At 74.0% G+C, this 24,894-nt stretch carries 22 protein-coding genes and 2 pseudogenes; 12 read left to right on the forward strand and 12 right to left on the reverse strand.

Features of this window, described 5'->3' with window-relative positions:
- Window positions 1–124 precede the first annotated feature (124 nt).
- Together ACVHNB_RS11485 and ACVHNB_RS11490 are read left to right on the forward strand one after the other, a co-directional pair.
- Window positions 125–2,986 carry a DEAD/DEAH box helicase gene (locus tag ACVHNB_RS11485; protein WP_456227971.1) on the forward strand — a complete coding sequence of 954 codons (2,862 nt, stop codon included), beginning with the start codon at window positions 125–127 and terminating at the stop codon, window positions 2,984–2,986.
- On the forward strand, window positions 2,983–4,293 hold the full coding sequence (locus tag ACVHNB_RS11490; protein WP_456227972.1) for an SWIM zinc finger family protein: 1,311 nt from the start codon (window positions 2,983–2,985) through the stop codon (window positions 4,291–4,293). Before ACVHNB_RS11485 ends, ACVHNB_RS11490 begins: the two co-directional genes overlap by 4 nt.
- Window positions 4,294–4,354: 61 nt before the next feature.
- Here ACVHNB_RS11490 and ACVHNB_RS11495 read toward each other — a convergent pair whose 3' ends face one another.
- Window positions 4,355–7,114 (reverse strand): ATP-binding protein, encoded by a 2,760-nt coding sequence (locus tag ACVHNB_RS11495; protein WP_456227973.1) that lies wholly within the window; start codon window positions 7,112–7,114, stop codon window positions 4,355–4,357.
- A gap of 67 nt (window positions 7,115–7,181) precedes the next feature.
- Between ACVHNB_RS11495 and ACVHNB_RS11500 the strand changes: the two genes are divergently transcribed.
- Window positions 7,182–8,423 carry a GNAT family N-acetyltransferase gene (locus ACVHNB_RS11500; protein WP_456227974.1) on the forward strand — a complete coding sequence of 414 codons (1,242 nt, stop codon included), beginning with the start codon at window positions 7,182–7,184 and terminating at the stop codon, window positions 8,421–8,423.
- Between the two features lie 15 nt (window positions 8,424–8,438).
- Complete coding sequence (locus ACVHNB_RS11505; protein WP_428951475.1) at window positions 8,439–8,579, forward strand: hypothetical protein; 141 nt, start codon at window positions 8,439–8,441, stop codon at window positions 8,577–8,579.
- Between the two features lie 9 nt (window positions 8,580–8,588).
- Here ACVHNB_RS11505 and ACVHNB_RS11510 read toward each other — a convergent pair whose 3' ends face one another.
- Window positions 8,589–9,047: a hypothetical protein gene (locus tag ACVHNB_RS11510; RefSeq protein WP_428951474.1), complete on the reverse strand. Its 459-nt coding sequence runs from the start codon at window positions 9,045–9,047 to the stop codon at window positions 8,589–8,591.
- A gap of 65 nt (window positions 9,048–9,112) precedes the next feature.
- Here ACVHNB_RS11510 and ACVHNB_RS11515 point away from each other — a divergent pair.
- A pseudogene (locus ACVHNB_RS11515) lies at window positions 9,113–9,265 on the forward strand (DUF7873 family protein); the annotation flags it as partial.
- Here the strand turns inward: ACVHNB_RS11515 and ACVHNB_RS11520 are convergent.
- The 3 genes and pseudogenes from ACVHNB_RS11520 to ACVHNB_RS11530 all read right to left on the reverse strand — a co-directional run.
- Window positions 9,263–9,361: pseudogene (locus tag ACVHNB_RS11520) on the reverse strand (DUF7873 family protein); the annotation flags it as partial. The pseudogenes ACVHNB_RS11515 and ACVHNB_RS11520 overlap by 3 nt on opposite strands.
- 113 nt (window positions 9,362–9,474) lie before the next feature.
- Window positions 9,475–10,119 carry a peptidase gene (locus tag ACVHNB_RS11525; protein WP_456227975.1) on the reverse strand — a complete coding sequence of 215 codons (645 nt, stop codon included), beginning with the start codon at window positions 10,117–10,119 and terminating at the stop codon, window positions 9,475–9,477.
- Window positions 10,116–11,324: a pyridoxal phosphate-dependent aminotransferase gene (locus tag ACVHNB_RS11530; protein WP_428951472.1), complete on the reverse strand. Its 1,209-nt coding sequence runs from the start codon at window positions 11,322–11,324 to the stop codon at window positions 10,116–10,118. Before ACVHNB_RS11530 ends, ACVHNB_RS11525 begins: the two co-directional genes overlap by 4 nt.
- Window positions 11,325–11,435: 111 nt before the next feature.
- On the opposite strand from ACVHNB_RS11530, the gene ACVHNB_RS11535 reads away from it, so the two are divergent.
- Window positions 11,436–12,080, forward strand: a complete 645-nt coding sequence (locus ACVHNB_RS11535) for a winged helix-turn-helix transcriptional regulator (protein WP_456227976.1) — start codon at window positions 11,436–11,438, stop codon at window positions 12,078–12,080.
- 169 nt (window positions 12,081–12,249) lie between these two features.
- On the opposite strand, the gene ACVHNB_RS11540 is transcribed toward ACVHNB_RS11535, so the two are convergent.
- Both ACVHNB_RS11540 and ACVHNB_RS11545 read right to left on the reverse strand, forming a co-directional pair.
- Window positions 12,250–13,011 carry a hypothetical protein gene (locus ACVHNB_RS11540; protein ID WP_456227977.1) on the reverse strand — a complete coding sequence of 254 codons (762 nt, stop codon included), beginning with the start codon at window positions 13,009–13,011 and terminating at the stop codon, window positions 12,250–12,252.
- Complete coding sequence (locus ACVHNB_RS11545; RefSeq protein ID WP_456227978.1) at window positions 13,011–14,288, reverse strand: VWA domain-containing protein; 1,278 nt, start codon at window positions 14,286–14,288, stop codon at window positions 13,011–13,013. Before ACVHNB_RS11545 ends, ACVHNB_RS11540 begins: the two co-directional genes overlap by 1 nt.
- A gap of 293 nt (window positions 14,289–14,581) precedes the next feature.
- Here ACVHNB_RS11545 and ACVHNB_RS11550 point away from each other — a divergent pair, with 293 nt between their 5' ends.
- Both ACVHNB_RS11550 and ACVHNB_RS11555 read left to right on the forward strand, forming a co-directional pair.
- Window positions 14,582–15,496 carry a HipA family kinase gene (locus ACVHNB_RS11550; RefSeq protein WP_456227979.1) on the forward strand — a complete coding sequence of 305 codons (915 nt, stop codon included), beginning with the start codon at window positions 14,582–14,584 and terminating at the stop codon, window positions 15,494–15,496.
- A gap of 8 nt (window positions 15,497–15,504) precedes the next feature.
- Window positions 15,505–15,783: a SelT/SelW/SelH family protein gene (locus ACVHNB_RS11555; protein ID WP_428951466.1), complete on the forward strand. Its 279-nt coding sequence runs from the start codon at window positions 15,505–15,507 to the stop codon at window positions 15,781–15,783.
- Window positions 15,784–15,876: 93 nt separating this feature from the next.
- Here ACVHNB_RS11555 and aceB read toward each other — a convergent pair whose 3' ends face one another.
- The gene (gene aceB / locus ACVHNB_RS11560) at window positions 15,877–17,499 is read right to left on the reverse strand and encodes a malate synthase A (protein ID WP_456227980.1); all 1,623 of its coding nucleotides are present in this window, start codon (window positions 17,497–17,499) and stop codon (window positions 15,877–15,879) included.
- A 197-nt stretch (window positions 17,500–17,696) separates the two neighbouring features.
- Window positions 17,697–18,299, reverse strand: a complete 603-nt coding sequence (locus ACVHNB_RS11565; protein ID WP_456227981.1) for a nucleotidyltransferase family protein — start codon at window positions 18,297–18,299, stop codon at window positions 17,697–17,699.
- Between the two features lie 195 nt (window positions 18,300–18,494).
- On the opposite strand from ACVHNB_RS11565, the gene ACVHNB_RS11570 reads away from it, so the two are divergent.
- Complete coding sequence (locus tag ACVHNB_RS11570) at window positions 18,495–18,815, forward strand: DUF5955 family protein (protein ID WP_428951463.1); 321 nt, start codon at window positions 18,495–18,497, stop codon at window positions 18,813–18,815.
- Between the two features lie 36 nt (window positions 18,816–18,851).
- Here ACVHNB_RS11570 and yczR read toward each other — a convergent pair whose 3' ends face one another.
- Entirely contained in the window at window positions 18,852–20,327 is a 1,476-nt protein-coding gene (yczR, locus tag ACVHNB_RS11575; protein ID WP_456227982.1) for a MocR-like transcription factor YczR, read from the reverse strand.
- A 100-nt stretch (window positions 20,328–20,427) separates the two neighbouring features.
- Here yczR and ACVHNB_RS11580 point away from each other — a divergent pair, with 100 nt between their 5' ends.
- Window positions 20,428–21,033, forward strand: coding sequence for a universal stress protein (locus tag ACVHNB_RS11580; RefSeq protein ID WP_456227983.1), 606 nt, complete (start codon window positions 20,428–20,430; stop codon window positions 21,031–21,033).
- Between the two features lie 114 nt (window positions 21,034–21,147).
- Here ACVHNB_RS11580 and ACVHNB_RS11585 read toward each other — a convergent pair whose 3' ends face one another.
- Together ACVHNB_RS11585 and ACVHNB_RS11590 are read right to left on the reverse strand one after the other, a co-directional pair.
- Window positions 21,148–21,774: a response regulator gene (locus ACVHNB_RS11585; protein ID WP_428951460.1), complete on the reverse strand. Its 627-nt coding sequence runs from the start codon at window positions 21,772–21,774 to the stop codon at window positions 21,148–21,150.
- On the reverse strand, window positions 21,771–22,949 hold the full coding sequence (locus tag ACVHNB_RS11590; RefSeq protein ID WP_428951459.1) for a sensor histidine kinase: 1,179 nt from the start codon (window positions 22,947–22,949) through the stop codon (window positions 21,771–21,773). The genes ACVHNB_RS11585 and ACVHNB_RS11590 overlap by 4 nt, the downstream gene beginning before the upstream one ends.
- A gap of 136 nt (window positions 22,950–23,085) precedes the next feature.
- On the opposite strand from ACVHNB_RS11590, the gene ACVHNB_RS11595 reads away from it, so the two are divergent.
- Both ACVHNB_RS11595 and ACVHNB_RS11600 read left to right on the forward strand, forming a co-directional pair.
- Entirely contained in the window at window positions 23,086–24,162 is a 1,077-nt protein-coding gene (locus ACVHNB_RS11595; protein ID WP_428951458.1) for an ABC transporter permease, read from the forward strand.
- Window positions 24,159–24,845 carry an ABC transporter ATP-binding protein gene (locus ACVHNB_RS11600; protein WP_456227984.1) on the forward strand — a complete coding sequence of 229 codons (687 nt, stop codon included), beginning with the start codon at window positions 24,159–24,161 and terminating at the stop codon, window positions 24,843–24,845. Before ACVHNB_RS11595 ends, ACVHNB_RS11600 begins: the two co-directional genes overlap by 4 nt.
- Window positions 24,846–24,894 lie beyond the last annotated feature (49 nt).

Raw genomic sequence — 24,894 nt, forward strand, 5'->3', positions numbered from 1 at the left:
CGTACCCGCCCCCCGGGCCGCGCCGACGGTGCCGCGACCGGGTCGGTCGGGATTGTCGGACCCGGCCCGTAAGGTCTAGAGGTCCGACGAACCGTGAGACAGGTGAGCCCAGAAGGGAGGTGGCGTGCTCGTGCCGGAGCAGCCCGGCGTCGCTCTCGACGACGCCGCCGTCTTCCTGCCCGCCGCACTGCCGCGCGAGGGGAAGGTCGCCTTCTGGTCGCCGGACGGGTCCGGCCTCCCCGGCGCCGCCGAGGAGATCACGGTCGTGCGCCCGCACGGGCCGGGCGTACGCAGCCGCAGGGTGCCCGCACTCGTGCTCCCGGTCGTCGACGCGCTGCCGCTGCTCGTGCGGGCCCGCCGTACCCGGGGCGCGCACCCCGCCGCGGCCGCCTGGGGCGCCGCCGCCGCGCACGCCCTGCACCTCGTGGCGCGCGGCCGCCTGCTGCCCGGGCTCACCGTGTCCGACCACGACGCGTGGCGCGTGGGCCCGCTCGACGCGGACGACGTCGCGCAGCTCCAGGGCATCGCCGCCGCCCTGCCGCCGGAGGGGTACGCGACACCGGTGCCGGGCCGCAGGCCCGTCCGGCTGCCCGAGCCGGAAGCGCTGGTCCGCGCCTTCCTCGACGCGGTCGCCGACGCGCTGCCGCGCACCCCGGCCGCGGCGCACGCGGCGGGCGCCCCGTTCGCCGCGGCCGCGGCCCAGCACATCCCGCAGGCGCGGCCCTGGGCCGTCGAGGCGGCCGCCGGGCTCGACGCGGGAGTACGGATCTCCCTGCGGCTCGACCTCTCGCACCACCTGCTGTTCGACGCGGCGGAGGAGAGCGAGTCGCCCGACGACCCGGGGGCGCGCCGCGCCGGGGCCGCCGTCGTCCAGGTGCACAGCCTCGCCGACCCCACGCGCGTGGTGGACGCCGCGCACCTGTGGGCGGGAGCGGGCGACGAGCACTTCGGGCCGCGCGCCCGCATCGACGCGGTGCTCGCCGTGCGCCGCGCGGTCGCCGCCTGGCCGCCGCTCGGCCGGCTCCTGGAGCAGGACGTGCCGGACGTCCTCGCGCTCGCCGAGAGCGAGCTGATCGATCTGCTCGGGCCCGGCGCGGCCCGCCTCGCCAAGGCCGGGGTCACGCTCCACTGGCCGCGCGAACTGGCCAGGTCCCTCACCGCGACGGCCGTGGTGCGGGCGCAGACCGCGCCCGGCTCGGCCACCGACGGCACGACGTTCTTCGACAGCGACGAACTGCTCACGTTCAACTGGCAGGTGGCGCTCGACGGGGACCCGCTCACCGAGAGCGAGATGGACACCCTGGCCGAATCGCACCGGGCCGTGGTCCGGCTGCGCGACCAGTGGGTCGTCGTCGATCCCGACCTGGTCCGCAAGGCGCGCAAGCGGGAGCTGGGCCTGCTCCAGCCCGTCGACGCGCTGGCCGTCGCGCTCACCGGCGAGGCCGAGGTCGACGGGGAGCGGGTCGCCGCCGTGCCCACCGGTCGGCTCGCCGAACTGCGCGACCGTCTCACGCGCGGCATCGACGGCGTCGAGCAGCCCGCGGGCCTCCACGCGACCCTGCGCGACTACCAACTGCGCGGCCTGGCCTGGCTCGACCTCATGACCTCGCTCGGCCTCGGCGGCTGCCTCGCCGACGACATGGGCCTCGGCAAGACGGTCACCCTCATCGCGCTGCACCTGCGACGCGACCGCAGCGCGCCCACGCTCGTCGTCTGCCCCGCCTCCCTGCTCGGCAACTGGCAGCGGGAGATCGGCAGGTTCGCCCCCGGCGTCCCCGTACGCCGCTTCCACGGCGCCGACCGCACCCTGGACGGACTCGACGGCGGATTCGTCCTCACCACGTACGGCACCCTGCGCACCCGCGCCGCCGAACTTGCCGGTCACACCTGGGGCATGGTCGTCGCCGACGAGGCCCAGCACGTCAAGAACCCGAACTCGGCCACGGCGAAGGCCCTGCGCACGATCGACGCCCCCGCGCGCGTGGCGCTCACCGGCACCCCCGTCGAGAACAACCTGTCCGAGCTGTGGGCCCTGCTCGACTGGACGACGCCGGGCCTGCTCGGCCCCCTGAAGGCGTTCCGCGCCCGGCACGCCCGCGTGGTCGAGGGCGAGGTCCCCCTCCAGGGACAAGGCGGCGTGAACCCGGAGGCCATCGAGCGCCTGTCCCGACTCGTGCGCCCCTTCATCCTGCGCCGCAAGAAGTCCGACCCCGGCATCGTGCCCGAGCTGCCGCCCAAGACCGAGTCCGACCACCCGGCGCCCCTCACCAGGGAACAGGCATCGCTGTACGAGGCCGTGGTGCGCGAGTCCATGGCGAACATCGAGGCCGCCGAGGGCATCGGCCGCCGCGGCCTCATCATGAAGCTGCTCACCTCCCTCAAGCAGATCTGCAACCACCCGGCGCAGTACCTGAAGGAGGGCGAGGCCGACGGCGGCCGCGCCCGCCTCGCGGGCCGCTCGGGCAAACTCGCTCTGCTGGACGAGCTGTTGGACACGATCGTCGCCGAGGACGGATCGGTCCTCGTCTTCACCCAGTACGTGTCGATGGCCAGGCTCCTCGCCACGCACCTGACGACCCGCGGCATCCCCAGCCAGCTGCTGCACGGCGGCACGCCGGTCGCCGAGCGCGAGCGCATGGTGGACCGCTTCCAGTCCGGCGAGGTCCCCGTGTTCCTGCTCTCCCTCAAGGCCGCCGGCACCGGCCTCAACCTCACGCGCGCGGGCCACGTCGTGCACTTCGACCGCTGGTGGAACCCGGCGGTCGAGGAGCAGGCCACGGACCGCGCCTACCGCATCGGCCAGACCCAGCCCGTCCAGGTGCACCGTCTTATCACCGAGGGGACCGTCGAGGACAGGATCGCCGAACTGCTCGCGGTGAAGCGCCAGTTGGCGGACGCCGTACTCGGCTCCGGAGAGGCCGCGCTCACCGAGCTGACCGACCGGGAGCTGACCGACCTGGTCTCGCTGAGGAGGGAGACGGCATGAGCCCCGCCCGCACCCGACGGCACACCGCGCACATCCCCGGCCGGGCCGGCGCCGCCGAGCAGGCGCAGGCCCGGCACACGGACACCCGCCGCACGTTCCCGCCGCTGCCGCCGCGCGCACAGCAGGGCGACGGCTCAGCCCTGACCTGGTGGGGCAACGCGTGGGTGGACGCCCTGGAGGACACCGCCCTCGACCCGGCCCGGCTCCATCGCGGCCGCGCCTACGCCGACCGCGGCCACGTCGACGCGATCACCGTCACCCCGGGCCGCGTCATCGCCTACGTCCACGGCTCCCGGCCCCGCCCGTACCGGGCCGAACTGCGCCTTCGCACCCTGTCGGACGAGGAGTGGACCCGCTTCGCCGAGACGGCCGCGGCCCGCCCCGACCACATGGCGTCCCTGCTCGACAAGGACGTCCCGCACGCGCTCGCCGCCGCCGTCGACCTGCTGCCCGCGGTCGACGACCTGACCCCCGAGTGCACCTGCCCCGACCGCGCCCACCCCTGCAAGCACGCGGCGGCGCTCTGCTACCAGACGGCGCGGATCATCGACGAGGACCCGTTCGTCCTGTTCCTGCTGCGCGGCCGCGGCGAGCAGGAGCTCCTGGGTGACCTCACCCGGCGCAACGCCGCGCACACGGCCCAGGAGCAGCGCACGGCCGAGGCGCCGTCCCTCGACTCGGTCCCCGCCCGCGACGCGCTCGCCCGCTCGGCGCAACTCCCGCAGCTGCCCCCGGAGTTCCCCGCCCCCGCGCACCCCGAGCGCCCGCCGTCCTACCCGCAGGCCCCCGGCGCCCCCGACCCGCTCGCCCTCGACCTGCTGGCCACGGAGGCCGCCGCCCGCGCGCACGCCCTGCTGACCACCGGCACGGACCCCCTCCGCGGCCTCACCCCGTGGCAGGACGCCGTCCGGCTGGCCGCCGCCCACCCCGGCTCGGGCCTCACCGCCGCCACCCGTGCGCTGTACGCCTCGCTCGCCCGCGGCACCGGACGTACCCCGGGCGACCTCGCCCGCGCGGTCGCGGCCTGGCGCCAGGGCGGGCTCGCCGGGCTCTCCGTCCTGGAGGAGGAATGGGACCCGCCGGCCGGCCCGTTCGACCGCGCCCGCCCCGCCCTCCTCGCCACGGGCCACCCGGAGTTCCGCCCCCGCCGCAACCACCTGTCGACCGCGTCCCTCCAACTGCGTCTGGGCCGCGACGGGTTGTGGTACGGCTACGAGTCGGACCCGGGGCGCGAGGACTGGTGGCCCAGGGGCGAGCCGGGCCCGGATCCGGTGGCGGCCCTGGACTCGTTGCTGAGCGGCGGCTGAACCCCTGCCACGGGCGCGGGGCCCGTCGAGGGGAAAGCCGGGGGCCGAGGGGAAGGCGACGTCAGCCCGTCAGGCCCTGCCGGTAGGCGATGGCCGCCGCCTGGGTGCGGGTGGTGGCGCCGAGTTTGGCCAGGATGTGGGAGACATGCACGCCCGCCGTGCTGGGCGAGATGTGCAGCCGCTCGGCGATGCGACGGTTGCTCAGCCCCTGCGCGACGAGAGCGAGCACGTCGAGTTCACGCGCGGTCAGACCACCGTCCGCAGCGGGGGAGGGCGGCGCGATCCGCTCGGTGGGGGGTGCCGCGCCCAGGGAGGCGGCCAGCTCCGCCGCCTCGTCGAGCAGGGCCGCGCCGTCGCTCCGCTCTCCCGCGGCCAGGGCGGCCCGGCCGCTGTGGAACAGGCTCTGGGCCAGCTCGTAGGGCTGTCGCAACTCCCGCCACGCGGCCACCGCCCGGTCCCAGCCGTCGTCGTCGAGCAGGGCGTGGAGATGATGACGCAGGGCCCGGTCGTACGGCCCGTCTTCCGCGAAGTCCCCGTCGAGCGTGGCGAGTTCGGCGCGCCGGGCGGTCACTCGCCGCGCCGATGCCGGCTCCCCGTCGCGGGCGGCGCGGGCCCGCTGCACCAGCGCCCCGGCGATCAGGACGCCGCGGGCGTCGAAGGCGTGGATCGCGGCGAGTCCCGGATCGGCCAGCGCCTCGCCCAGCAGCCGGTCGGCACGTTCCACATCCCCCTGCGCCAGCGCCAGCAGGCACAGCCACGCACGGCGTTCGAACAGGCCGCTGCCCCGCAGCGCCTCATGAGGTTCGGCGGCCCGCGCCTCGGCCGCCCGCACGTCGCCGCGCAGCAGCGCCAGCCGGCCGGCTAGCGAGCACAGATCCTGTCGTGCCGACGGCGGAGGCTCCTCGGCGAGGGTCTCGTCGATCAGCGCGGCGGCGTCGTCCCACTGCCCGGTCCGGATCAGCCCGCGTGCCGCGTGACAGGCCAGATCGGCCCCCCTGCTCCGGCCGAGTCCGAACCGCCGGGCCAGACGGATGCCGTCCATCGCCGCGTCGAGACCGCGCTGGTGCTCCCCGTTCCCCGTGTGCAGCGTCGCCTCGTACATCGGCACGGTCAGCAGCAGGTCCTGGCTCTCCAGGCGTTCGGCGAGCGTACGGGCCTCGGCCAGCGCCGCCAGGTCGCGGTCGCGGGCCCCGACGCCCAGGAGCCCGCGGACCGTGACGGTCGGGTCGCCGGTCAGCCGCCCGATGCGCAGCGCCTCGTCGAAGGGCTCCCGCGCCGCGTCCGAGGCCGGCAGCAGACCCATGGCCAGTACCCCGAGCACCCGCCCCCGCCGGACCTGCGCCCGGCCCTCGGGCAGCAGCCGCAGTGCGTGTTCCCAGTCGTCCAGACCGCTGCCGTCCAGGCGGTGCCGGAGCCGGCCGCGGTGCTCCAGCAGCAGGGCGGCGCGCTCGGGGGCGGCCGACTCGTCCACGGCCGCGAGCCCGGCCGTGGCGTGCTCGACGCCGCGCCGGTAGGCGCCGCCGAGCATGCAGGACTCGGCCGCCTCGGTCAGGACACCGACCAGATCGGTGCCGAGCCGGCCCTGCGGTTCCGGTACGCGGTCCCACAGTTCGAGGACCCGCTCGAGCATGCGGCCCTGCTCCTCGTAGGCGTAGGAGCGGCGGGCCTGGCCCGCCGCCCGGTACGCGACGGTCAGCGCCCGCGTGTGATCGCCCGCGGCGTACGCGTGCGCGGCCAGCTCCGCGGCACGGGCGTCGTCGGAGCCCAGCGCCTCGGCGTAGCGGGCGTGCAGCCGGGCGCGCTCGCCGGGCAGCAGATCCTCGTACACCGCCTGCCGGATGAGCGCGTGCCGGAACGCGTATCCGTCGCCGGACGTCACCAGCAGGCCCTGGTCGACCAGGATCCGCAGCACCGCGTCGAGTGCCGCGCCGCTCTCGTCGGCCAGGTCCTCCAGCAGCCGGTGCGCGACGCGGTCGCCGCCCGCCGACGCCAGGTTCAGCAGGCCGCGGGCGGCCGGGGGCAGGCCGCGCGGCCCCTGCAGGAGCAGGTCGCGCAGGCTGTCCGGGGTCTGCGCGCCACCGTGCGCGAGGGCCTCCACGAACAGCGGGTTGCCGTCGCTGCGCCGGTGCACCTGCTCCACGGCGGCCGCATCCGGCTCCGTGCCGAGGATCGCCGCGAGCTGGCGGCCGACGTCCTGCGCGGTCAGCCGGGGCAGCCGCAGCGTGGTGGCGCGCGGGTTGCGGGCGAGTTCGGACAGCAGCGGCCCGAGCTGCGCGGCGTCCCCCTGCCCCGGCCGGTAGGTGGCGAGCAGCAGGACGCCGGGCCGGGTCATGTTGCGGGCCAGGAAGGCGAACAGCTCACGGGAGGCGGTGTCCGCCCAGTGCAGGTCCTCGACCGCGAGGACGACGGGCCGGTCGGCGGCCGCCCGCTCGACCAGGGCCAGGATCTCCTCGTAGAGCCGGTGCCTGCCGGTGTCCGCCTCGCCGGCCTCACCCAACTCCGGGAACCAGCGCGCCAGTTCGCGATACCGCCCGGACCGTGCCGCCCCGTCCCGGATCAGCCGGCGCAGCACCGCCACGAACGGGGTGTACGCGAGCCCCTCGCCGCCGAACTCCGCACAGGCGCCCGTCACCATCCGCGCCGGAGCCGTGAGCGACGCGGCGAACTCGGCGAGCAGCCGCGACTTCCCGATCCCGGCCTCACCGGCGACCATGGCCACTCCCGGACCGAGCGCCCGCGCCGAGTGCCATGACTGCGCCAGCGCCGCCAGCGCGTCGCCGCGGCCGACGAACACCGGACTGACCACGCGATCCGCCACCATGACGGCAGCATATAAATACCGAGGTCGCCCGATGCGGCGCGGGTGTTTACCCGGCGAAGCTCGACCCATGACCGCTTCCCACCTCGCTGATCCCCATCCACTGCGCACCATCGAGGCCCATGAGTTCGACGCCTGGGCGCGCATGATCACCACCACCTACGGCCAGGACTGGCGCGAGGGCGCCCTGCGCAACGCCCGCTCGGTGATCGACCCGGCGCGCACCCTCGCCGCGTACGACGGCCCGGACATCGTCGGCGGCGTGTCGGTCTACGGCCGGACCATGACGGTCCCCGGCGGTGTCACCCCCGTCGCGGGCATCACGCTCGTCGCGGTTCTGCCCACCCACCGGCGGCGCGGCATCCTCTCCGCGATGATGCGCAGGCAACTCACCGGCCTGCACGAGTCGGGCGGCGAACCGGTCGCCGCGCTCAACGCCGCCGAGGCCACCATCTACGGCCGCTTCGGCTACGCCGTCGCCTCCCACTGTGCCCGACTCCGCGGCGACCTGCGGGACATGGCCCTGCGCCCCGATGCCGACCACGGCGACGGCACGCTCCGGCTGCTCGGCCGCGACGAGGCCAGGCCGTTCCTGGAGAAGGTCCACGAGACGGCCCGACGGCAGACCGCCGGCTGGGTCGACCGCACCGAGAAGTACTGGGACGCCCGGCTGCACGACGCCGAGCCCTTCCGCGACGGCGCGACCGAGCTCCGCTACCTGCTGCACACCGAACCCGCAGGAGAGGCCACCGGCTACGCCCTCTACCGCTCCAAGGGGAGCACCGTGCAGATCGTCGAACTCGCCGCCACCACCCGCCGGTCGTACACGGCCCTGTGGCGCTACTTCGTCCATCTCGACGCCCACGACCAGCTCACCTGCGACGTGGCGGTCGACGAACCGCTGCCGCACCTGCTGCTCGACCCGCGGGCCGCCCGCACCACGGTGGTCGACAACCTGTGGGTCCGCCTCGTCGACATCGACCGCGCGCTCACGGCCCGCCGCTACGCCGCCCCGCTGGACGTGGTCCTGGAGGTCGAGGACACCTTCTGCCCCTGGAACGCGGGCCGGTACCGGCTGACGGCCGACGGCGCCGACGCGGCCGGCTGCACCCGCACCCGCGACCGCGCCGACCTGCGGCTGGACAGCGCCACCCTCGGCGCGGCCTACCTCGGCGGCCCCACCCTGACCGCGCTGGCGGCCGCGGGCCGGGCCGAGGAGCTGCGCCCCGGCGCGCTGGCCGCCGCCGCACTCGCCTTCCGCGGCGCGCGCGAACCCTTCCACCCTTCCGGCGCGGCCTTCCCCGCCTTCTGAACAGGAGACCCCACCATGACCTCGGTCCGTACCCCGCGGCGCCGCCTCTTCCCGCCCCGCCGCAACCACCGCCGGCCGCACGGTTTCCGCCCCCAGATGGACCACCGCACCCCGCAGCCCGCGGAGTGGCTGGCGTTCGTCCGCCTGATGTCCTGAGCCCCGCGCCTACTGCACGCTCGGCGCCGCGGCCTCCACGAACGCGCTCAGTGCGTCCTTGCAGCGCTGCGAGCGCCGGTCGCGGTCCTGCTCGTCCGTGGCCTCGTGCAGGCAGTTCGCCAACTCAAAGGCGATCTCGGCGAGTTGGCGCACTCGCGGCACGTCGCACACCAGCTGGACGCGGGCCAGCGCCTGACGGGCCGCGATCCGGGCCTCGTACGAGGCGAAGCGCGCGGCCTCCGCCTCGGGTGCACCGGGGCGTTCCTGGGCCCGGAACCAGCGGTCGTTCTGGCCGCGCCGATAGTCGAAGAGGGCACTCGCGAACCCGCTGTAGCTCGCGATGCGTTCCTGGCGCAGCTGCTCCGCCCGGGCCAGCTCCGCGCCGCGCACCGTCGCACGGCCCTGGAAGTAGTGGGTGACCACCGAGCCGAGCAGGGTGCCGAGCACCGCTATCAGAGCCGCGTCCAACGTTCCGTACTCCTCAACAGGCAGGAAAAACAGGTCGATTCCGAGCGCCCGTGCTGGCTGCTGTCATGGGCGTGTCCACGAGACTCAATCAGATCATCGCTGTCGAGAAGGGCGTGAAGGCCAAGGCTCACCAGGACCTGACGGCAGCTCACCACGGATTGCAGAAGACCGCGTTGCTGGCCGGCATCGCGCGCACCTACCAGCCCAAGGACGAGGAGGTAGCCGAACACCGGGTCGCCCACGCGCTGGCCGACGACCCCCGACCCGTTCGTCTCCTCCCGGGCGAACTTCACCGCCTGCTGCACCTTCTCCACCCAGCGCGACGGGCGGTGGTCCATAGGCAGGACGCGGGACCGTGACACTGACCAGGGTCCTCAAGGGCACGGGTGTGCGCGACGAGTGGCATCCATCGGGCCCAGGGGGCCGGCTACGCCTCCGGGCCCACCTGCGCGTCCGCGCGAGGGGCGACCAGTGACATGCCCCGACCCGCGAAGTAGTCCCCGAACCGCGCCACCGGCAGGTCGGCCGTCCGCGTCGCCCGGTCCGTGCCCGACGGGTTGTGGAAGTGGAAGCCCGCCCCGTCCGGCGTGCGGGCCGTGATCAGGACCAGATGGCCGCCGCGGCCCGGCGCGGGCTCGTGCGGGCGGCGGATCGCGTAGTGGACGGAGGCGATGACGAGACGCCCCGCGTCGAGCAGCGCCCCGATCCCGTCCGGTGTCAGCTCGCGGTGCACCTCGGCCTCGACGCCGTGCGCCTCCCGCAGGTACTCCACGGCGGGCCGGTAGACCATGCCGTGGATCTCACCGTCGGCGTCCACCGTGTACGCGCCGAACCTCACCGCCCCGTCGCGCAGTGCGAAGAGGGAGGGGGCGCCGGCGCCGAGCGCCATCCGCAGACACGTCACCCCGCACAGATGCCCGCACCAGCGCGCGTAGTCCTCCACCGTCGCCGCGCCCGACTCCCGCCACGCCGGGTCCTGCGCCCGGTCGAACCCGCCCGACACGATCGCGCCGACCAGTTCGGGCGAGGCGAACTGGGTGAGGCTGGGGCGGGCGCAGGTCGTGCAGGTCACTGACGGTATCCGTTCAAGAAGCGGCCGATCCGGCTGATCGCGGCGTCGAGATCGTCAGCGTAGGGGAGCGTGAGGATGCGGAAGTGGTCCGGACGCGGCCAGTTGAAGCCGGTGCCCTGCACGACCTGGATCTTCTCGCGCAGCAGCAGATCGAGGACGAACTTCTCGTCGTCGACGATGGGGTGGACCTTGGGGTCGATGCGCGGGAAGGCGTACAGGGCGCCCTTCGGCTTGACGCAGCTGACGCCGGGGATCTCGTTGAGCTTCTCCCACGCCTTGTCGCGCTGCTCGTGCAACCGGCCGCCGGGAGCGGTGAGTTCCTGGATCGACTGGCGGCCGCCGAGCGCGGCCTGGATGGCGTACTGGGCGGGCGCGTTCGGGCACAGCCGCATGGAGGCGAGCATCGTCAGGCCCTCCAGGTAGTTCTTCGCGTGCTGCTGCGGGCCGGTGACCACCATCCAGCCCGAGCGGAACCCGGCCACGCGGTACGTCTTCGACAGCCCGGAGAAGGTCAGGACGACCAGGTCGGGGGCGAGGGCGGCGGCGCTGTGGTGCACCGCGCCGTCGTACAGGATCTGGTCGTAGATCTCGTCGGCGAACACCATCAGGCCGTGCCGGCGGGCGAGGCCGAGGATGCCCTCGACGATCTCCTTCGGGTAGACGGCGCCCGTAGGGTTGTTCGGGTTGATGATGACGACGGCCTTGGTGCGGTCGGTGATCTTGGCCGCCATGTCGTCCAGGTCCGGGTACCAGTCGGCCTGCTCGTCGCACAGATAGTGCACGGCCCTGCCGCCGGAGAGCGTCGTGACGGCCGTCCACAGCGGGAAGTCCGGCGCGGGGACGAGGACTTCGTCCCCGTCCTCCAGGAGGGCCTGTACGGCCATGGAGACCAGCTCGGAGACGCCGTTGCCGAGGAACACGTCGTCGACGCCCACCTCCAGGCCGAGCGCCTGATAGCGCTGGGCGACGGCCCGGCGGGCGGACAGGATGCCGCGCGAGTCGGTGTAGCCGTGCGCCTGGGGAAGCATCCGGATCATGTCCTGGACGATCTCCTCCGGCGCCTCGAAGCCGAACAGCGCCGGGTTTCCGGTGTTCAGGCGCAGCACGCTGTGGCCTGCCTCCTCGAGCGCGTTCGCGTGCTCGATCACCGGGCCGCGGATCTCGTAGCAGACCTCGCTCAGCTTGCTCGACTGCCGGAACTCCATGCGCGTGCCCTCCAGGCGGACCAGGTGTCTGTGCGTACCGGGTGACTCTTGATACTTGGTTTTACCAAGTGGACGCTTGGAAAGTCCAACAAGTTGCATAGACTGCGCGTCATGCCACGCCGAAGCTACGACCAGTACTGCGCAGCCGCCCGCGCCCTCGACGTCGTCGGGGACCGCTGGACGCTCCTGATCGTGCGGGAACTTCTCGCGGGTCCGCGCCGCTACACCGATCTGCATGCCGATCTGCCGGGTGTCAGTACGGACATGCTGGCCACACGCCTGAAGGACATGGAGCGCGACGGCCTCGCGGTGCGGCGCAGACTCGCCGCGCCCGCCTCGGCGTACGTGTACGAACTGACTCCGCGGGGGCGGGAGTTGCTGCCCGTGCTGCAGGCGCTGGGGGAGTGGGGTGCCCCCGGTCTTGCCGAGCGCCGGCCGACCGATGCGGTGCGGGCGCACTGGCTGGCGCTCCCGTTCCTCCGGCAGCTGGCGGAGCTGGGGGAGCCGGGCGTTGTCGAAGTCCGCCTGGACGAGGGGGAGTTCCACGTGCGGGTGGGGGGTGATCCGGTGTACGGGGAGGGGGCGTACGCCGAAGGCGAGCCGGATGTGCGGATCGCGCTCGATGCGGAGGTGGGGGGAGAGGTGGCTCGGGGGGTTGTGGGGCTGGTGGAGGCGGTGCGTCAGGGCAGGGCCGATGTCGCGGGTGAGGGTGCGCTCGCGAAGGCACTGCGCAGCTCACGCCCCGCCGGCGCTTGAGGAGCTGGGTCCGGGGCGGAACCCCCTGGCCCTCGCGCCGCCGGGGCGTGCGAGGCGTTCGCGGGCGCGGCACCGTCGTGGCTGGTCGCGCAGTTCCTCGCGCCCCTGGAGGCGCACCCGCTCGCGTCTGCCGGTGGGTGCGACCCCGCCGAGTCGCACCCTGGCAGCGTCAGACCGTGGGCGGGACCCGTGACGGGCGGCCCGAGCCGCGCGTCAGGGCGTAGCCGCCGATACCGGCGAGAGCCGCGAGCACCGCACCCGCGCCGGTCCAGAGCCAGCGACTGGTCCACCAGCCGGAGGCCCAGTCGTGGTCGTCCGCCGTCGTCTCCGTCGCCTCGGCCGACGGCCCCGCCGTCAGCGGAGCGGACAGCGTTCCGTCCACCGCCGCCGAGCCGCCGATGTCCTTGGACGTCGCCTCGACCGACGCCGACACGGGCAGGCCCAGATCGGCGTCGTCGAGCCCGGTCACCGTGAGCCGGACGTAGTACGTGCCGCGCAGCGGGTCGTTCGCCCACGGCTCGGACCACGCCCGCACCGTCCGCAGCGTGCACGCCAGATCGACACGTGCCGCGTCCGCGGCCGCCGCGCGCGCCTGCGTCCCGTACCTGCACGACTGGCGGCGCCGCAGCCCGTCGTACACGTCGATCCGCCAGGTCTGCGCGCCGTGCCGGGCCTGCGTCTCGGGGAGCTCGACGCTCGCCTTCACGGTCGGGCGCTGCCCCGTGTCCGCCGGGAACGACCAGTACAGGTAGTCACCGGTGGACGCGCTCGCCGTCGCCTTCTGGCCCTGCTCGAACGGCGTCGCCGTACGGAAGGACGTACCGGCCTCGGTCGGCGCCTTCTTCTCGTCGTCGGCGGCGACCGGACCGCCCAGCGCCAGCAGCGCCGTGAGCCCCAGCAGAGTGCCCGTCAAAAATCTTGTGCACCGCATCAGTTGGTCCTCCAGACGGCGACACGCCAGCGCGAGATCCAGCCCCACACCACACCCGCGAGGAAACCGACCACGACCAGCGCGGCCAGCAGCCACCAGCCGTGGCCCAGGCCGAACGCGGCCACGTCGGACGCCTCGTCGGGTCCGTCCACCACGTCGACGGTCAGCTCGACCGGCAGACCCGGGGTCGTCTTCACCGAGGCGGGCGCGGAGTAGGAGTTCGAGACCTGGAGGCAGACGGTCTCCGGCTGCGCCTCGTCGTCGTCCCGCTCGGCCTTCGGGTAGCGCAGCCCGGTCGAGACCACGTCGGTGCGCCCGTCGCCGGACTCCTGGCCGCGCACGATCTCCCGGCCGTGGGTGGTGACGGCCCGCAGCAGTACGCCGTAGTCCCGGTTCACGGCACGGTCGGCCGCGATGCTCACCGAGGCCCGCAGTTCCTTGCCGGGCTCCAGGTCCACGCGGTAGTAGCGGTGCTCGCCGAACTTCTCGCGGTCCGTGTACAGGCCGGACTTCAGCTGCGGTGCGTCGGCGCACTGCGCGGCGCCGTCGACGGCGACGGGGGTCACGACCGGATCGGCCGCCCGGTCGACCAACTGGCCGACCCTGTCCGTCAGTTCGTCCTTGTGGCGGACCGAGGTGTACGTCCCCCCGGTGGCGTCGGCGATGCAGGAGAGCTGCGCGCGGGTCTTGGCGTCGGCCACCAGGCCGAGCGTGTCGATGGTGAGGCCGATGCCCTTCGCGGCGATCTCGCGGGCCACCTCGCACGGGTCCAGCGGCTGGCAGGTGTCCTCGCCGTCGCTGATGAGGACGATGCGGCGGGTGCCGGCGGCGCCCTGGTCCAGGTCGTCGGCCGCCTTCAGCAGGGCCGGGCCGATCGGTGTCCAGCCGGTGGGGCGCAGCGTCGCGACGGCGGTCTTCGCCTCGGTGCGGTCCAGCGGGCCGACCGGGTAGAGCTGCGCGGTGTCCTTGCAGCCCGTCTTGCGGTCCTCGCCCGGGTAGTTGGCGCCGAGCGTCCGTATACCGAGCTCGACCTCCTCGGGCGTCGCGTCGAGCACCTCGTTGAACGCCTGCTTCGCCGCGGCCATCCGGGAGTCGCCGTCGATGTCGCGGGCGCGCATGGAACCGCTGACGTCCAGGACGAGTTCGACCTTGGGGGCGGGCTTGTCCCCGGCGGGCTCGTCGGCGGCCACCGCGGTGCCGGCGGGCACGAGAGCGCCGAGGGTCAGGGCGGCGAACAGGGCGCACGCGCCCGCCGCCAGCCGTTGTCTTGTGATCATCGGCGGATCCTATGAAGCCGGGCGCGGCGATGCCAAAACGGGCCCCGGTACTGATGGAGTCTCAGTGCCCGGACAAAGTACGGAACTTCGGGTGGGTCCCCGCCCTGTCCACGGCCCCCGAGTACGCCGTCACCCAGCGGCCCGGTCCCGCAACCCGGTGGACCTCGCGGGCGACGGGCAGCGCGCGCACGTCGGACGGCGCGCGGTGGACGCTCCCGGCCGTCGCCCGGACCAGTGCGCCCCCCGAGATCCATCACGATCGCGCCCGCGGCCGCTGATCTAGAGTTGCGGATGTGCTGCGCGAAGTGACTGCCACCCGCTATCTGAACCCCCTGCACACCGGAGGCTCCGTCCCCGGTGTCGTGGAGGCCGACGACCTGGGCACATACGTCCTGAAGTTCACGGGTTCCGCGCAGGGCGTCAAGGCGCTCGTCGCCGAGATCGTCGTCGGGGAGCTGGCGCGCCGGCTCGGGCTGCGGTTCCCGGAGCTGGTGCTCGCCCACTTCGACCCGGCCGTCGCCGCCGACGAGCCGCACCAGGAGGTCCAGGACCTGCTGCGGGCGAGCGCGGAGCTGAACCTCGGGATGGACTTCCTGCCGGGCGCGGCCGACTTCACGCCGGACGTCGCCGCGGTGTTCCCCGTCGACCCGCTGGAGGCCGGCCGGATCGTCTGGCTCGACGCGCTCACCGTCAACGTCGACCGCACGGTGCACAGTTCGAACCTCATGGTGTGGCCCACCTTCGGCACGGCCCCGCCGCGGCTCTGGCTCATCGACCACGGCGCGGCGCTCGTCTTCCACCACCGCTGGGACGCGGCCGTGCCCGACAAGGCGTACGACTTCCGGCACCACGCCCTCGGCGGCTACGGCCCGGACACGCGCGCGGCCGACGCCGAACTGGCGCCGAAGGTGACCGAGGAGCTGCTGCGCGAGGTCGTCGCGCTCGTCCCGGACGCGTGGCTGACGGACGAGCCCGGGTTCGCCGCACCGGACGACGTCCGGGACGCGTACGTGACGTATCTCCTGGCCCGGGCCCGGTCCTCCGCGTCCTGGCTGCCCACGGACTTCCCCTCCCGCGACGAACTGGCGGCCGCCGACGCCCGGCGCGCCGCCGCCACCCAGAAGGGCCGCCCGGCCTGGCTCAAGCGGGTCCCGGACCTGCACGGCAAGCCGGCGGCGGAACAGGATTGGTCGGTGCATCTCCAGTGACATCCCCGGTGAGCCACAGGGTCCAGATCGAGTACTGCACGCAGTGCCGCTGGCTGCCGCGCGCGGCCTGGCTCGCGCAGGAGCTGCTGACCACCTTCGAGACGGACCTGCTGGAGCTGTCGCTCAAGCCCGGCACCGGCGGGGTCTTCGTCGTCCGCGTCGACGACGAGGTCGTCTGGGACCGCAAGGAGCAGGGCTTCCCGGAGCCGACCGCCGTCAAGCGGCTGGTCCGCGACCGCGTCGCGCCGGGCCGCAGCCTCGGCCACTCCGACAAGCCCGCCGAGTAGGCAGCCGGACAGGCAGCCCGGAAGACACGCGAAAGCCCCCGGCGCTGTGCGGTGCCGGGGGCCTTCTCACGGCCGTACGGGAGTACGGGAACGTCAGCCGAGCTGCTCGTAGGCGGGCAGCGTCAGGAAGTCCGCGTAGTCGGCGTCCAGGGAGACCTGGAGCAGCAGGTCGTGGGCCTGCTGCCACTTGCCGGCCGCGAAGGCCTCCTCGCCGATCTCGGCGCGGATGTTCGCCAGCTCCTCGGCGGCGACCTTGCGGGCCAGCTCGGCCGTGGCGGTCTCGCCGTTCTCGAACACGACGCCCGCGTTGATCCACTGCCAGATCTGCGAGCGCGAGATCTCGGCGGTGGCCGCGTCCTCCATGAGGTTGAAGATGGCGACGGCGCCCAGGCCCCGCAGCCACGCCTCGATGTACCGGATGCCGACCTGGACGGCGTTGACGAGACCGTCGTAGGTGGGCTTCGCGTCGAGCGAGTCGATGGCGATCAGGTCACCGGCGGCGACGGACACGTCCTCGCGCAGCCGCTCCTTCTGGTTCGGCTTCTCGCCGAGGACCTTGTCGAAGGACTCCATCGCGATCGGGACCAGGTCGGGGTGCGCGACCCACGAGCCGTCGAAGCCGTCGCCGGCCTCGCGGTCCTTGTCGTTCTTGACCTTCTCGAAGGCGACCTTGTTGACCTCGGCGTCCTTGCGGGACGGGATGAAGGCCGCCATGCCGCCGATGGCGTGCGCGCCGCGCTTGTGGCAGGTGCGCACGAGGAGTTCCGTGTACGCCCGCATGAACGGGGCGGTCATCGTCACCAGGTTGCGGTCCGGCAGGACGAACTTCTGGCCGCCGTCACGGAAGTTCTTGACGATGGAGAAGAGGTAGTCCCAGCGGCCGGCGTTCAGGCCGGAGGCGTGGTCGCGGAGCTCGTAGAGGATCTCCTCCATCTCGTACGCGGCCGTGATCGTCTCGATGAGGACGGTGGCGCGGACGGTGCCCTGCGGGATGCCGACGTAGTCCTGCGCGAAGACGAAGATCTCGTTCCAGAGGCGGGCCTCCAGGTACGACTCCGTCTTCGGGAGGTAGAAGTACGGGCCCTTGCCGAGCTCGATGAGGCGCTTGGCGTTGTGGAAGAAGTAGAGGCCGAAGTCGACCAGGGCACCCGGGACCGGCTTGCCGGCCTCGCCCACCAGGTGGCGCTCGTCGAGGTGCCAGCCGCGCGGGCGCATCACGACGGTCGCGAGCTGGTCGGCGTCCTTGAGGGCGTACGACTTGCCGGTGCGCTCGTCGGTGAAGTCGATGGAGCGGTTGTAGGCGGCGGTCAGGTTCAGCTGACCCCCGATGACGTTCTCCCAGGTCGGCGCCGAGGCGTCCTCGAAGTCGGCGAGCCAGACCCGGGCGCCCGAGTTCAGGGCGTTGATCGTCATCTTGCGGTCGGTGGGGCCGGTGATCTCGACGCGGCGGTCGTTCAGCGCGGCCGGAGCGGGGGCGACCTTCCAGGAGTCGTCCGCGCGGATCGCGGCGGTCTCGGGGCGGAAGTCGAGGGTGGAGGTGCGGGCGATCTCGGCGCGGCGCTCGGTGCGGCGGGCGAGGAGCTCGTCACGCCGGGGCGTGAACAGCCGGTGCAGCTCGGCCACGAAGGCGAGGGCCGCATCGGTGAGCACCTCGTCCTGCCGGGGCAGGGGCGCGGCGTCGACGATGGCCAGCGGGGACGGCGCTGGTGCGGACATGAGGCTGTCACTTCCTTCAGCGAGCGGGCGCGGACGGCACGGGGTGCCGAGGGCGCCGGGGTACGGCTGCTGGCCCCTCAACGGGGGACCGGCCCTTCTGATCAGTGGATACTAGTTTCCTTATCGTGGAAGTTCAATCGTTTGTTGATGTCGAGATTCTCTGAGTCGACAGAACGTGGCGCTCGGTGCCACGCCTTTCACTCAAGGTGGCGGAGATCCCTCTCGGTGTCGATGTCGTACGCCTCCGCGACATCCCCGCACTCGACCAGCCGCACGGCTCCCGCGTGTTCCTTGAGATAGGCGCGCGCCCCGCGGTCCCCGTCCGCGCTCGCCGCGATCCCCGCCCAGTGGTCGCGTCCGAACAGCACCGGGTGCCCCCGCTCCCCGTCGTACGCGGCCGCCACGAGGGACGCGGGCGAGCGGTACGCCTCCCGGACCCGGGCCACCGCGGCGGCGCCGATGCCCGGCTGGTCCACGAGCAGCACGAGCGCGGCGGCCGCGCCGCCGCCGGCCAGCGAGCCGAGCCCGGCCCGCAGCGACGATCCCATGCCGTCCTCCCATGCCGGGTTCTCCACGAGGACGCAGTCGTCGAGCGCGGCCCGCTCCCGTACGTCGCCGGACGCCGCCCCGAGTACCACGTGCACCGGGCCGCAACCCCCCGCGCGCAGCATCCGTACCGCGTGTTCCACCAAGGGCCGTCCACGATGGGACAGCAGGGCCTTGGGGCGCCCGCCCAGTCGCCGTCCGCCCCCCGCGGCGAGCAGCAGCCCGGCCACCTCGTCCGTTTCTCCGGTCGTCATGCCCCCTGCATACCGCACGGGGCGGGCCGACGCCCGCGCGGTGGAAGTTGCCTTGCGCAACGGACTGGCGCGCAAGGCGGCTCGTGGCGTTAACTGGGCCGCCACGTATCCGAGTTGGGCGCCCGACCACCGCCCGGCGAGGGTCCGCGCTGTGGACGTACGACAGGCGCACAACGATGTGCGAGGGGGAGAACTGTGTTGCGGAGCGTGGAGCAGAGGCCGGTGACGGGCAGCGTCGACGAGGACCCGAGAGTGGCGGAGCTGCGCTCGGCCGTGTCCCGGCTGCGCCGGGAACTCGCCGCCCACCCGGCCGAATTCCCGGACCGGGGCATCGCCGAGGACGAGCTGGCGGCCCTCGACGCCATGGCGGGCGGCGGCAGTCCCGAGGTGCCGCGGCTGCGCCGGTCGCTGCTGCTGATCGCGGGCGCGATCGGGTCGGTGAGCGCCCTGTCGGCGTCCCTCGCCCAGGTGCGCGGCGCGGTGGAGCTGTTCGGCGGGCCGCCGGCCGAGCGCTGACCCGGCACCTGGCGGCCCGGATCGGGCGGGCCGGCCTCAGGCCACCCAGTGCGGGCGCCCCGGCTCCTCGACGGTCGCGCCGAGCCCCGCGTCGACGGCCGCCGCGACCCGCCGCACCGCCTCCTCGGCGACCTCGGCCGGCTGCGTGTAGGGCCAGCGCAGCCGGTTCTCGAACGTGCCCGGATCCGCGCCGAACCGGGACCCGCCCTCGATCCGCACCCCGTGCCGCAGCGCCGCCCCGGCGAGCGCCGAGGCGATCGGCCGGCCCAGATCGATCCAGAGGGACATCCCGCCGGGCGGCACCTGCCACCGCCAGTCCGGGAACTCCTCGCCGAGCAGGTCCACCAGCCGGTCGCGCTGGTCGCGCAGCAGGGGCAGGCGCCGGCGCAGGATCTCCTCCTCGCGGCCGAGCAGCCGCAGCGCCACCAGCTGGTCGAGCACGGAACCGGACATGTCGGCCATGACCCGTTGCGCCGTCAGCTCGGTGATCAGCCGCGCGCCCGCCCGCACCCAGCCGACCCGCAGACCGCTCCAGTGCCCCTTGCTCAGCGAGCCGACGGTGACGATCTGTTCACCGCCGTGCGGCGCCAGCGAGGCGAACGGCGGCGGTGTCGGGACGTCGAGCGCGATGTCCGCGATCGTCTCGTCGACGACCAGCCAGGTGCCGGTCGCGCGGGCGTCGGCGATGATCCGGCGGCGCTGGTCGAGCGGCATCAGCCGGCCCGTCGGATTCTGGAAGTCCGGGATGAGATAGGCGAGCCGGGGCGCCGACTGCCGCAGGATCGCCCCGAACAGCTCGGCGTCCCACCCGTCCTCCGTCACCGGCACGGGAGCGGTGCGCAGCCCCAACTGCCGGATCACGGAGAGGGCGTTGGCGTACGACGGGTTCTCCACCGCGATCCGGTCGCCGGGCCTGCCGAGCAGCGTGAGGGTGAGCGCGACCGCCTGCTGGGCGCCGGAGGTCACCAGGATCTGCTCCGGCCGCGTCGGCAGACCGCGCCGCGTGTACCGCTCGGCGATCGCGGCGCGCAGCTCCGCCAGACCGTACGGGTGGTAACCGGGTGTCAGCGCGTGCCGGGCCACGTCCTCGCTCGCCGCGGCGTACGCGGCCGCCAGTTCGTCGGCCAGCGCGCCGGGTGCCGCGACGGCCAGATCGATGACGTCCTCGCCGGCCTCCGGGGTGCGCACGCTCGTCAGCCGCGCGCCCTCGGGCAGCTCGGTCCAGGTCCCGGCGCCCCGCCGGCTGCGCGCGTACCCGCTCTCCCGCAGCAGGTCGTACGCGGCCGTCACCGTGGCCCGGCTGACCCCGAGCGCCGTCGCGAACTCGCGCTCGGCGGGCAGCCGTGTGTGCAGCGCGACGCGCCCGTCGAGCAGCAGCGTGCGCATCCCCTGCGCGAGCGCGCGATAGCCCGGCCGCTCCCCGGCGACGCCCGTCACCAGAGCGGCGAGCCGCTTGGCGCCCGGGCGCCCGGCCGCGTTGTCCATGCTGCGGACTCCTGTGCCGACTGCCATGCCACATTCCTGTCATTGGCCCTGCTCTCCAGGCCAATCAATCTACAGACTCGGAACCGGCCGACCAGAAGTGGCCTGGGTGGGAACGAGGAGGCACATCATGCACGCCGACAGGAGTGGCTTCAGCGACCGGTACGAGCGGGTGCTGCAACGGCGCGCGGAGGAAGCGGCGGGCGGGTGGCCGTGGGGCGGCCGTCGCCGTCCGCGGACCCCGGCCGCGCCGGAGCGGCCCGGCCGGGTCGTCGTCGGCGTCAGCGGTTCTCCGGCGAGCCGCGTCGCCCTGCGCACGGCGGCCGACGCGGCGGGGCGCTCCGCGCGGGAGCTCGTGGTGGTGCTGGCCTGGGAGCCGCCGGAGGGCGAGGGCATGTACCGGCGCTGGCCGGACCGTGCGTGGGCCCGGCACTGGCACGACTCGGCGCGCGCCGAGCTGGCCCGGGCCGTCGAGGAGACGCTGGGCGGACCGCCGCCCGGCCTGGCCGTGTCGCTCCGCGTCGAACGCTCCCGGCCCGGCCCCGCGCTCCTCGGACTGGCCGCGCGCCCGGACGACCTGCTCGTCCTCGGGGTGCGGTCCCGCCGCGCGGCGGTGCACCGGTATGTGCGGCGGCACGCGGTGTGCCCCGTCCTCACGGTGCCGGTGCGCTCCGCTCGGCGGGCGGAGCTGCGTGCCCTGCGCCATCTGACACCGGGCGACTTCTGTGCCCCGTAAGGAGAGTGGGGAACTGCGCGACCAGCCACGGCAGAGCCGCAGACGCGTCTGCTCATGGAGCGAGCAGACGCGTCCGCGGCTCTTCGTGGGTTGCTCGCGCAGTTCCCCACGCCCCTAGCGGGGTCTCAGCAATCCGGATCGCGTCGCTCGGGCCACGGCCGACGTCCGCGAATCCACCCCCAGCTTCGCGTAGATGTGCACCAGATGGGACTTCACCGTGGCCTGGCTCAAGAACAGCTCACGAGCGATCTCCGCGTTCGACAAGCCGTCCCGCACCAGCTGAAGAACCTCCAGCTCCCGCCGGCTCAACGCCTCGGAGGGCGCCCGCAACCGGTCCATCAGGCGGAGCGCGATCGCCGGGGCGAGCGCGGAGCGGCCCGAGGCGGCCGTGCGGACGGCGGCCGCCAGCTCCTGCGGCGGCGCGTCCTTCAGCAGATAGCCGGAGGCCCCCGCCTCCACCGCGGCGAGAATGTCCGCGTCGGTGTCGTACGTCGTCAGGACGAGCACCCGCGGCGCCCCGTCGAGGGCCGCGATCCGCGCCGTGGCCTCGGCGCCGTGCATCCCCGCGCCGAACTGCAGGTCCATCAGCACCACGTCCACGGGTTCCGCGGCGGCCAGCTCGACCGCCCGTTCCGCCGTGGCGGCCTCCGCGACGATCGCGAAGTCCGGCTCGGCGTCCAGGACGGCCCGCAGACCGGCGCGTACGACGGGATGGTCGTCGGCGAGCAGCAGCCGGATCACACGTCACCCCCGGCGGGAACCGGCAGCGTGACCGCCACCGCCGTGCCCTGGCCGGGCGCCGACTCGACGGTGAACGTGCCGCCGAGGGCGCGGACCCGGGCCCGCATCGCGGGCAGCCCGAAGCCGCCGTCACCGGGCACGGCCAGGTCCGGGTCGAAGCCGCGTCCGTCGTCCACCACGTCCAGGGCCACCGAGGTCTCCATGAAGCTGAGGGTGATCTCCGCGCGGGACGCGTGGGCGTGCCGCACCGTGTTGCCGAGCGCCGACTGGGCGATCCGCAGCAGCGCCACCTCGTACGGCGTGGGGAGGGCGAGCGGGGTGCCGCTCGTCGTGAAGCGGGCGACGAGGCCGGGGGCCGTGGCGCACAACCGCTCCAGGGCCCCGGCCAGCGAGCCGTTCGCCAGGTCGGGCGGGGTGAGGGCGCGGACGAAGCGGCGGGCCTCGGCGAGGTTGTCCTGCGCCGTCGACCTGGCCTGCTCGATGTGTCCGGCGGCCGGGGAGTCCCCGGGCAGGTCGCGCTGGGCCGCGCGCAGCAGCAGCTGGATCGAGGACAGCCCCTGGGCGAGGGTGTCGTGGATCTCGCGGGCCAGCCGCTCGCGCTCGGCGAGGGTGCCCGCGGCGCGCTCCGCGTCGGCGAGCTCGGCGCGGGTCGCGATGAGTTCCTCGATGAGGCGGCGCCTGCGCTCGCTCTCCCGGTACAGCGCCTGATAACCGAGCACGGTGGCCACGGCGACGGCCGCCCCGAGCAGCGGCCCGATGAACGCGCCCGGGTTCAGCGCCGCGCCGTGCCCGACGTACGAGGCGATGGCCGCGCCCGCCGCGAGCACCACGGCCGGGACGCTCCACCGCGCGGGCAGCAGGTGGAGCAGAAGGAAGTACAGCGGGAAGGCCAGCCACAGGGCGTCGGGGGAGAGGACGAGCAGCGCCGCCCACACCGCCCCCAGCGCGGCGAGCCAGCACGCGGCGCCCGCGCGCGTGGCCCGTACGGCGGGCATCAGCGGACCCGCCGCGTACACGGCGCCCAGAGCCACGGTCACCGCCACCACGGCCGCGACCGGCTCGGCGGAGCGGCCGGTCAGGCCACGGGCCACGACCAGCGCGAGCAGCCCCGCCATCAGCAGATGCAGGCACAGGCGCAGGGCGCGCAGAGCGGGGGTCAGGGAACGTGGATCCATACTGCTCACCAGCGTACGAAGCCGGCCGCCGAAGCCGGTCAACCGAAAGGTGGAAAGCGGCGTCCTTCCTTCGATCCGGGTGAAGCGTGCTGTGGCGCGATGCCCGTGCGCGGCCCGGGGCAGCAGGGTGGACGGCATGTTCGTCGCATGGAGAGACCTACGGTTCGCCAAGGGCAGGTTCGCCCTGATGGGAACCGTGATCGTACTGATCACGCTGCTGGTGGGGCTGTTGTCCGGGCTGACCGCCGGGCTGGCCCGGGACAACACGTCGGCGCTCACCGGGCTGCCCGCCGACCGCATCGCGTTCGCGCGGCCGGCCGGGGACCAGTCCGTGTCGTTCACCGGCTCCACCGTCCACCGTGCGCAGTGGCGGGAGCTGGCCGCACAGCCGGGCGTCAGCGGCGCGCGGCCGATCGGCATCGGCACCGTCAGCGCGCGGTCCGGCGACCACACCGCGGCCGTCTCCGCGTTCGGGGTGGAACCGGACTCCGGCCTCGCGCCCGACACGACCGCCCCCGGCACCGCCGTGCTGTCGCACAAGGCCGCGGACGAACTCGGCGTCGGTGTCGGCGACCCCCTCACCCTCGGCGGCACCACCGTGAAGGTCACGGCCGTCTCCGGCGACGCCTCCTACAGCCACACCCCGGTCGTCTGGATCGACCTCGACGACTGGCAGTCGCTCGCGCCCCGGGCCGGCGGCAACGGCCCGCAGGCCACCGTCGTCGCCCTCGACACCACCGCCGGATACGACGCGCCGGCCGCGGACCGCGCCGCGGGCACCCGGACCACGACCGTGCAGGGCGCCCTCGAAGCCATAGGGTCCTACCAGGCCGAGAACGGGTCGCTGCAGCTGATGCGCGGCTTCCTCTTCGTCATCTCGGCCCTCGTCATCGGGGCGTTCTTCACCGTGTGGACGATCCAGCGCAGCGGCGACATCGCCGTCCTGAAGGCGCTGGGCTCCTCGACGTCCTATCTGCTGCGGGACGCGCTCGGCCAGGCCGTCGTGCTGCTCGTCGGCGGCACCGCCGTGGGCACCGCGCTGGCCGCGCTGATCGGGGCGTTCGTGCCGGACAGCGTGCCGTTCGTGCTGGAGCCGCTGACCAGCTTCGGCCCGGCCGCCGTCATGACCGTCCTCGGAGTCGCCGGCGCCGCCCTGTCCATCCGGCGGATCACCGCCGTCGACCCCCTCACCGCGCTCGGGAGCGCCCGATGACCCTGCTGCTCGACGACATCACCCTCACCTACGCGGACGGGGAGGGCCGGCTGACGGCCCTGGACCGGGTGGACCTGGAGGTCCCGGCGGGGACGGTGACCGCCGTGGTGGGACCGTCCGGCTCGGGCAAGTCCAGTCTGCTCGCGGTCGCCGCGACCCTGGTCACGCCCGACAGCGGGCGGGTGGTGATCGACGGGGCCGAGGCGACCGGTCTGCGCCGGGCCGCGGCGGCGGAGCTGCGCCGCCGCGCCGTCGGCATCGTGTTCCAGCAGCCCAATCTGCTGCCGTCCCTGACGGCCCTTGAGCAACTCCAGGTCATGGCCCACCTGGACGGCCGTCGCGCCCGCGAAGTGCGGGACCGCGCCGCGGAGTTGCTGGACGCGGTGGGTCTGGCCGGACAGGCCCACCGGCGGCCCCACCAGCTCTCCGGCGGCCAGCGTCAGCGGATCAACATCGCGCGGGCCCTGGTGAACGCTCCGCGGGTGCTGCTGGTGGATGAGCCGACCAGCGCGCTCGATCATGAACGGGGGGCCGCCGTGCTGGAGTTGCTGGGGTGGCTGACGCGGGAGCGGGGGGTGGCGACGGTGCTGGTCACGCATGACCGGGCGCACCTGGGCGTCGCCGACCAGGTCGTCGAGATGGTGGACGGACGGCTGGCGGGGGCGGAGGTTCTGCCTCGGTAGGTGTGCGGGTGGGTGCGGGGTGCGTCGTGGCGACCGGCCAGACAGCACC

This window comes from Streptomyces sp. YJ-C3 (assembly GCF_053891275.1).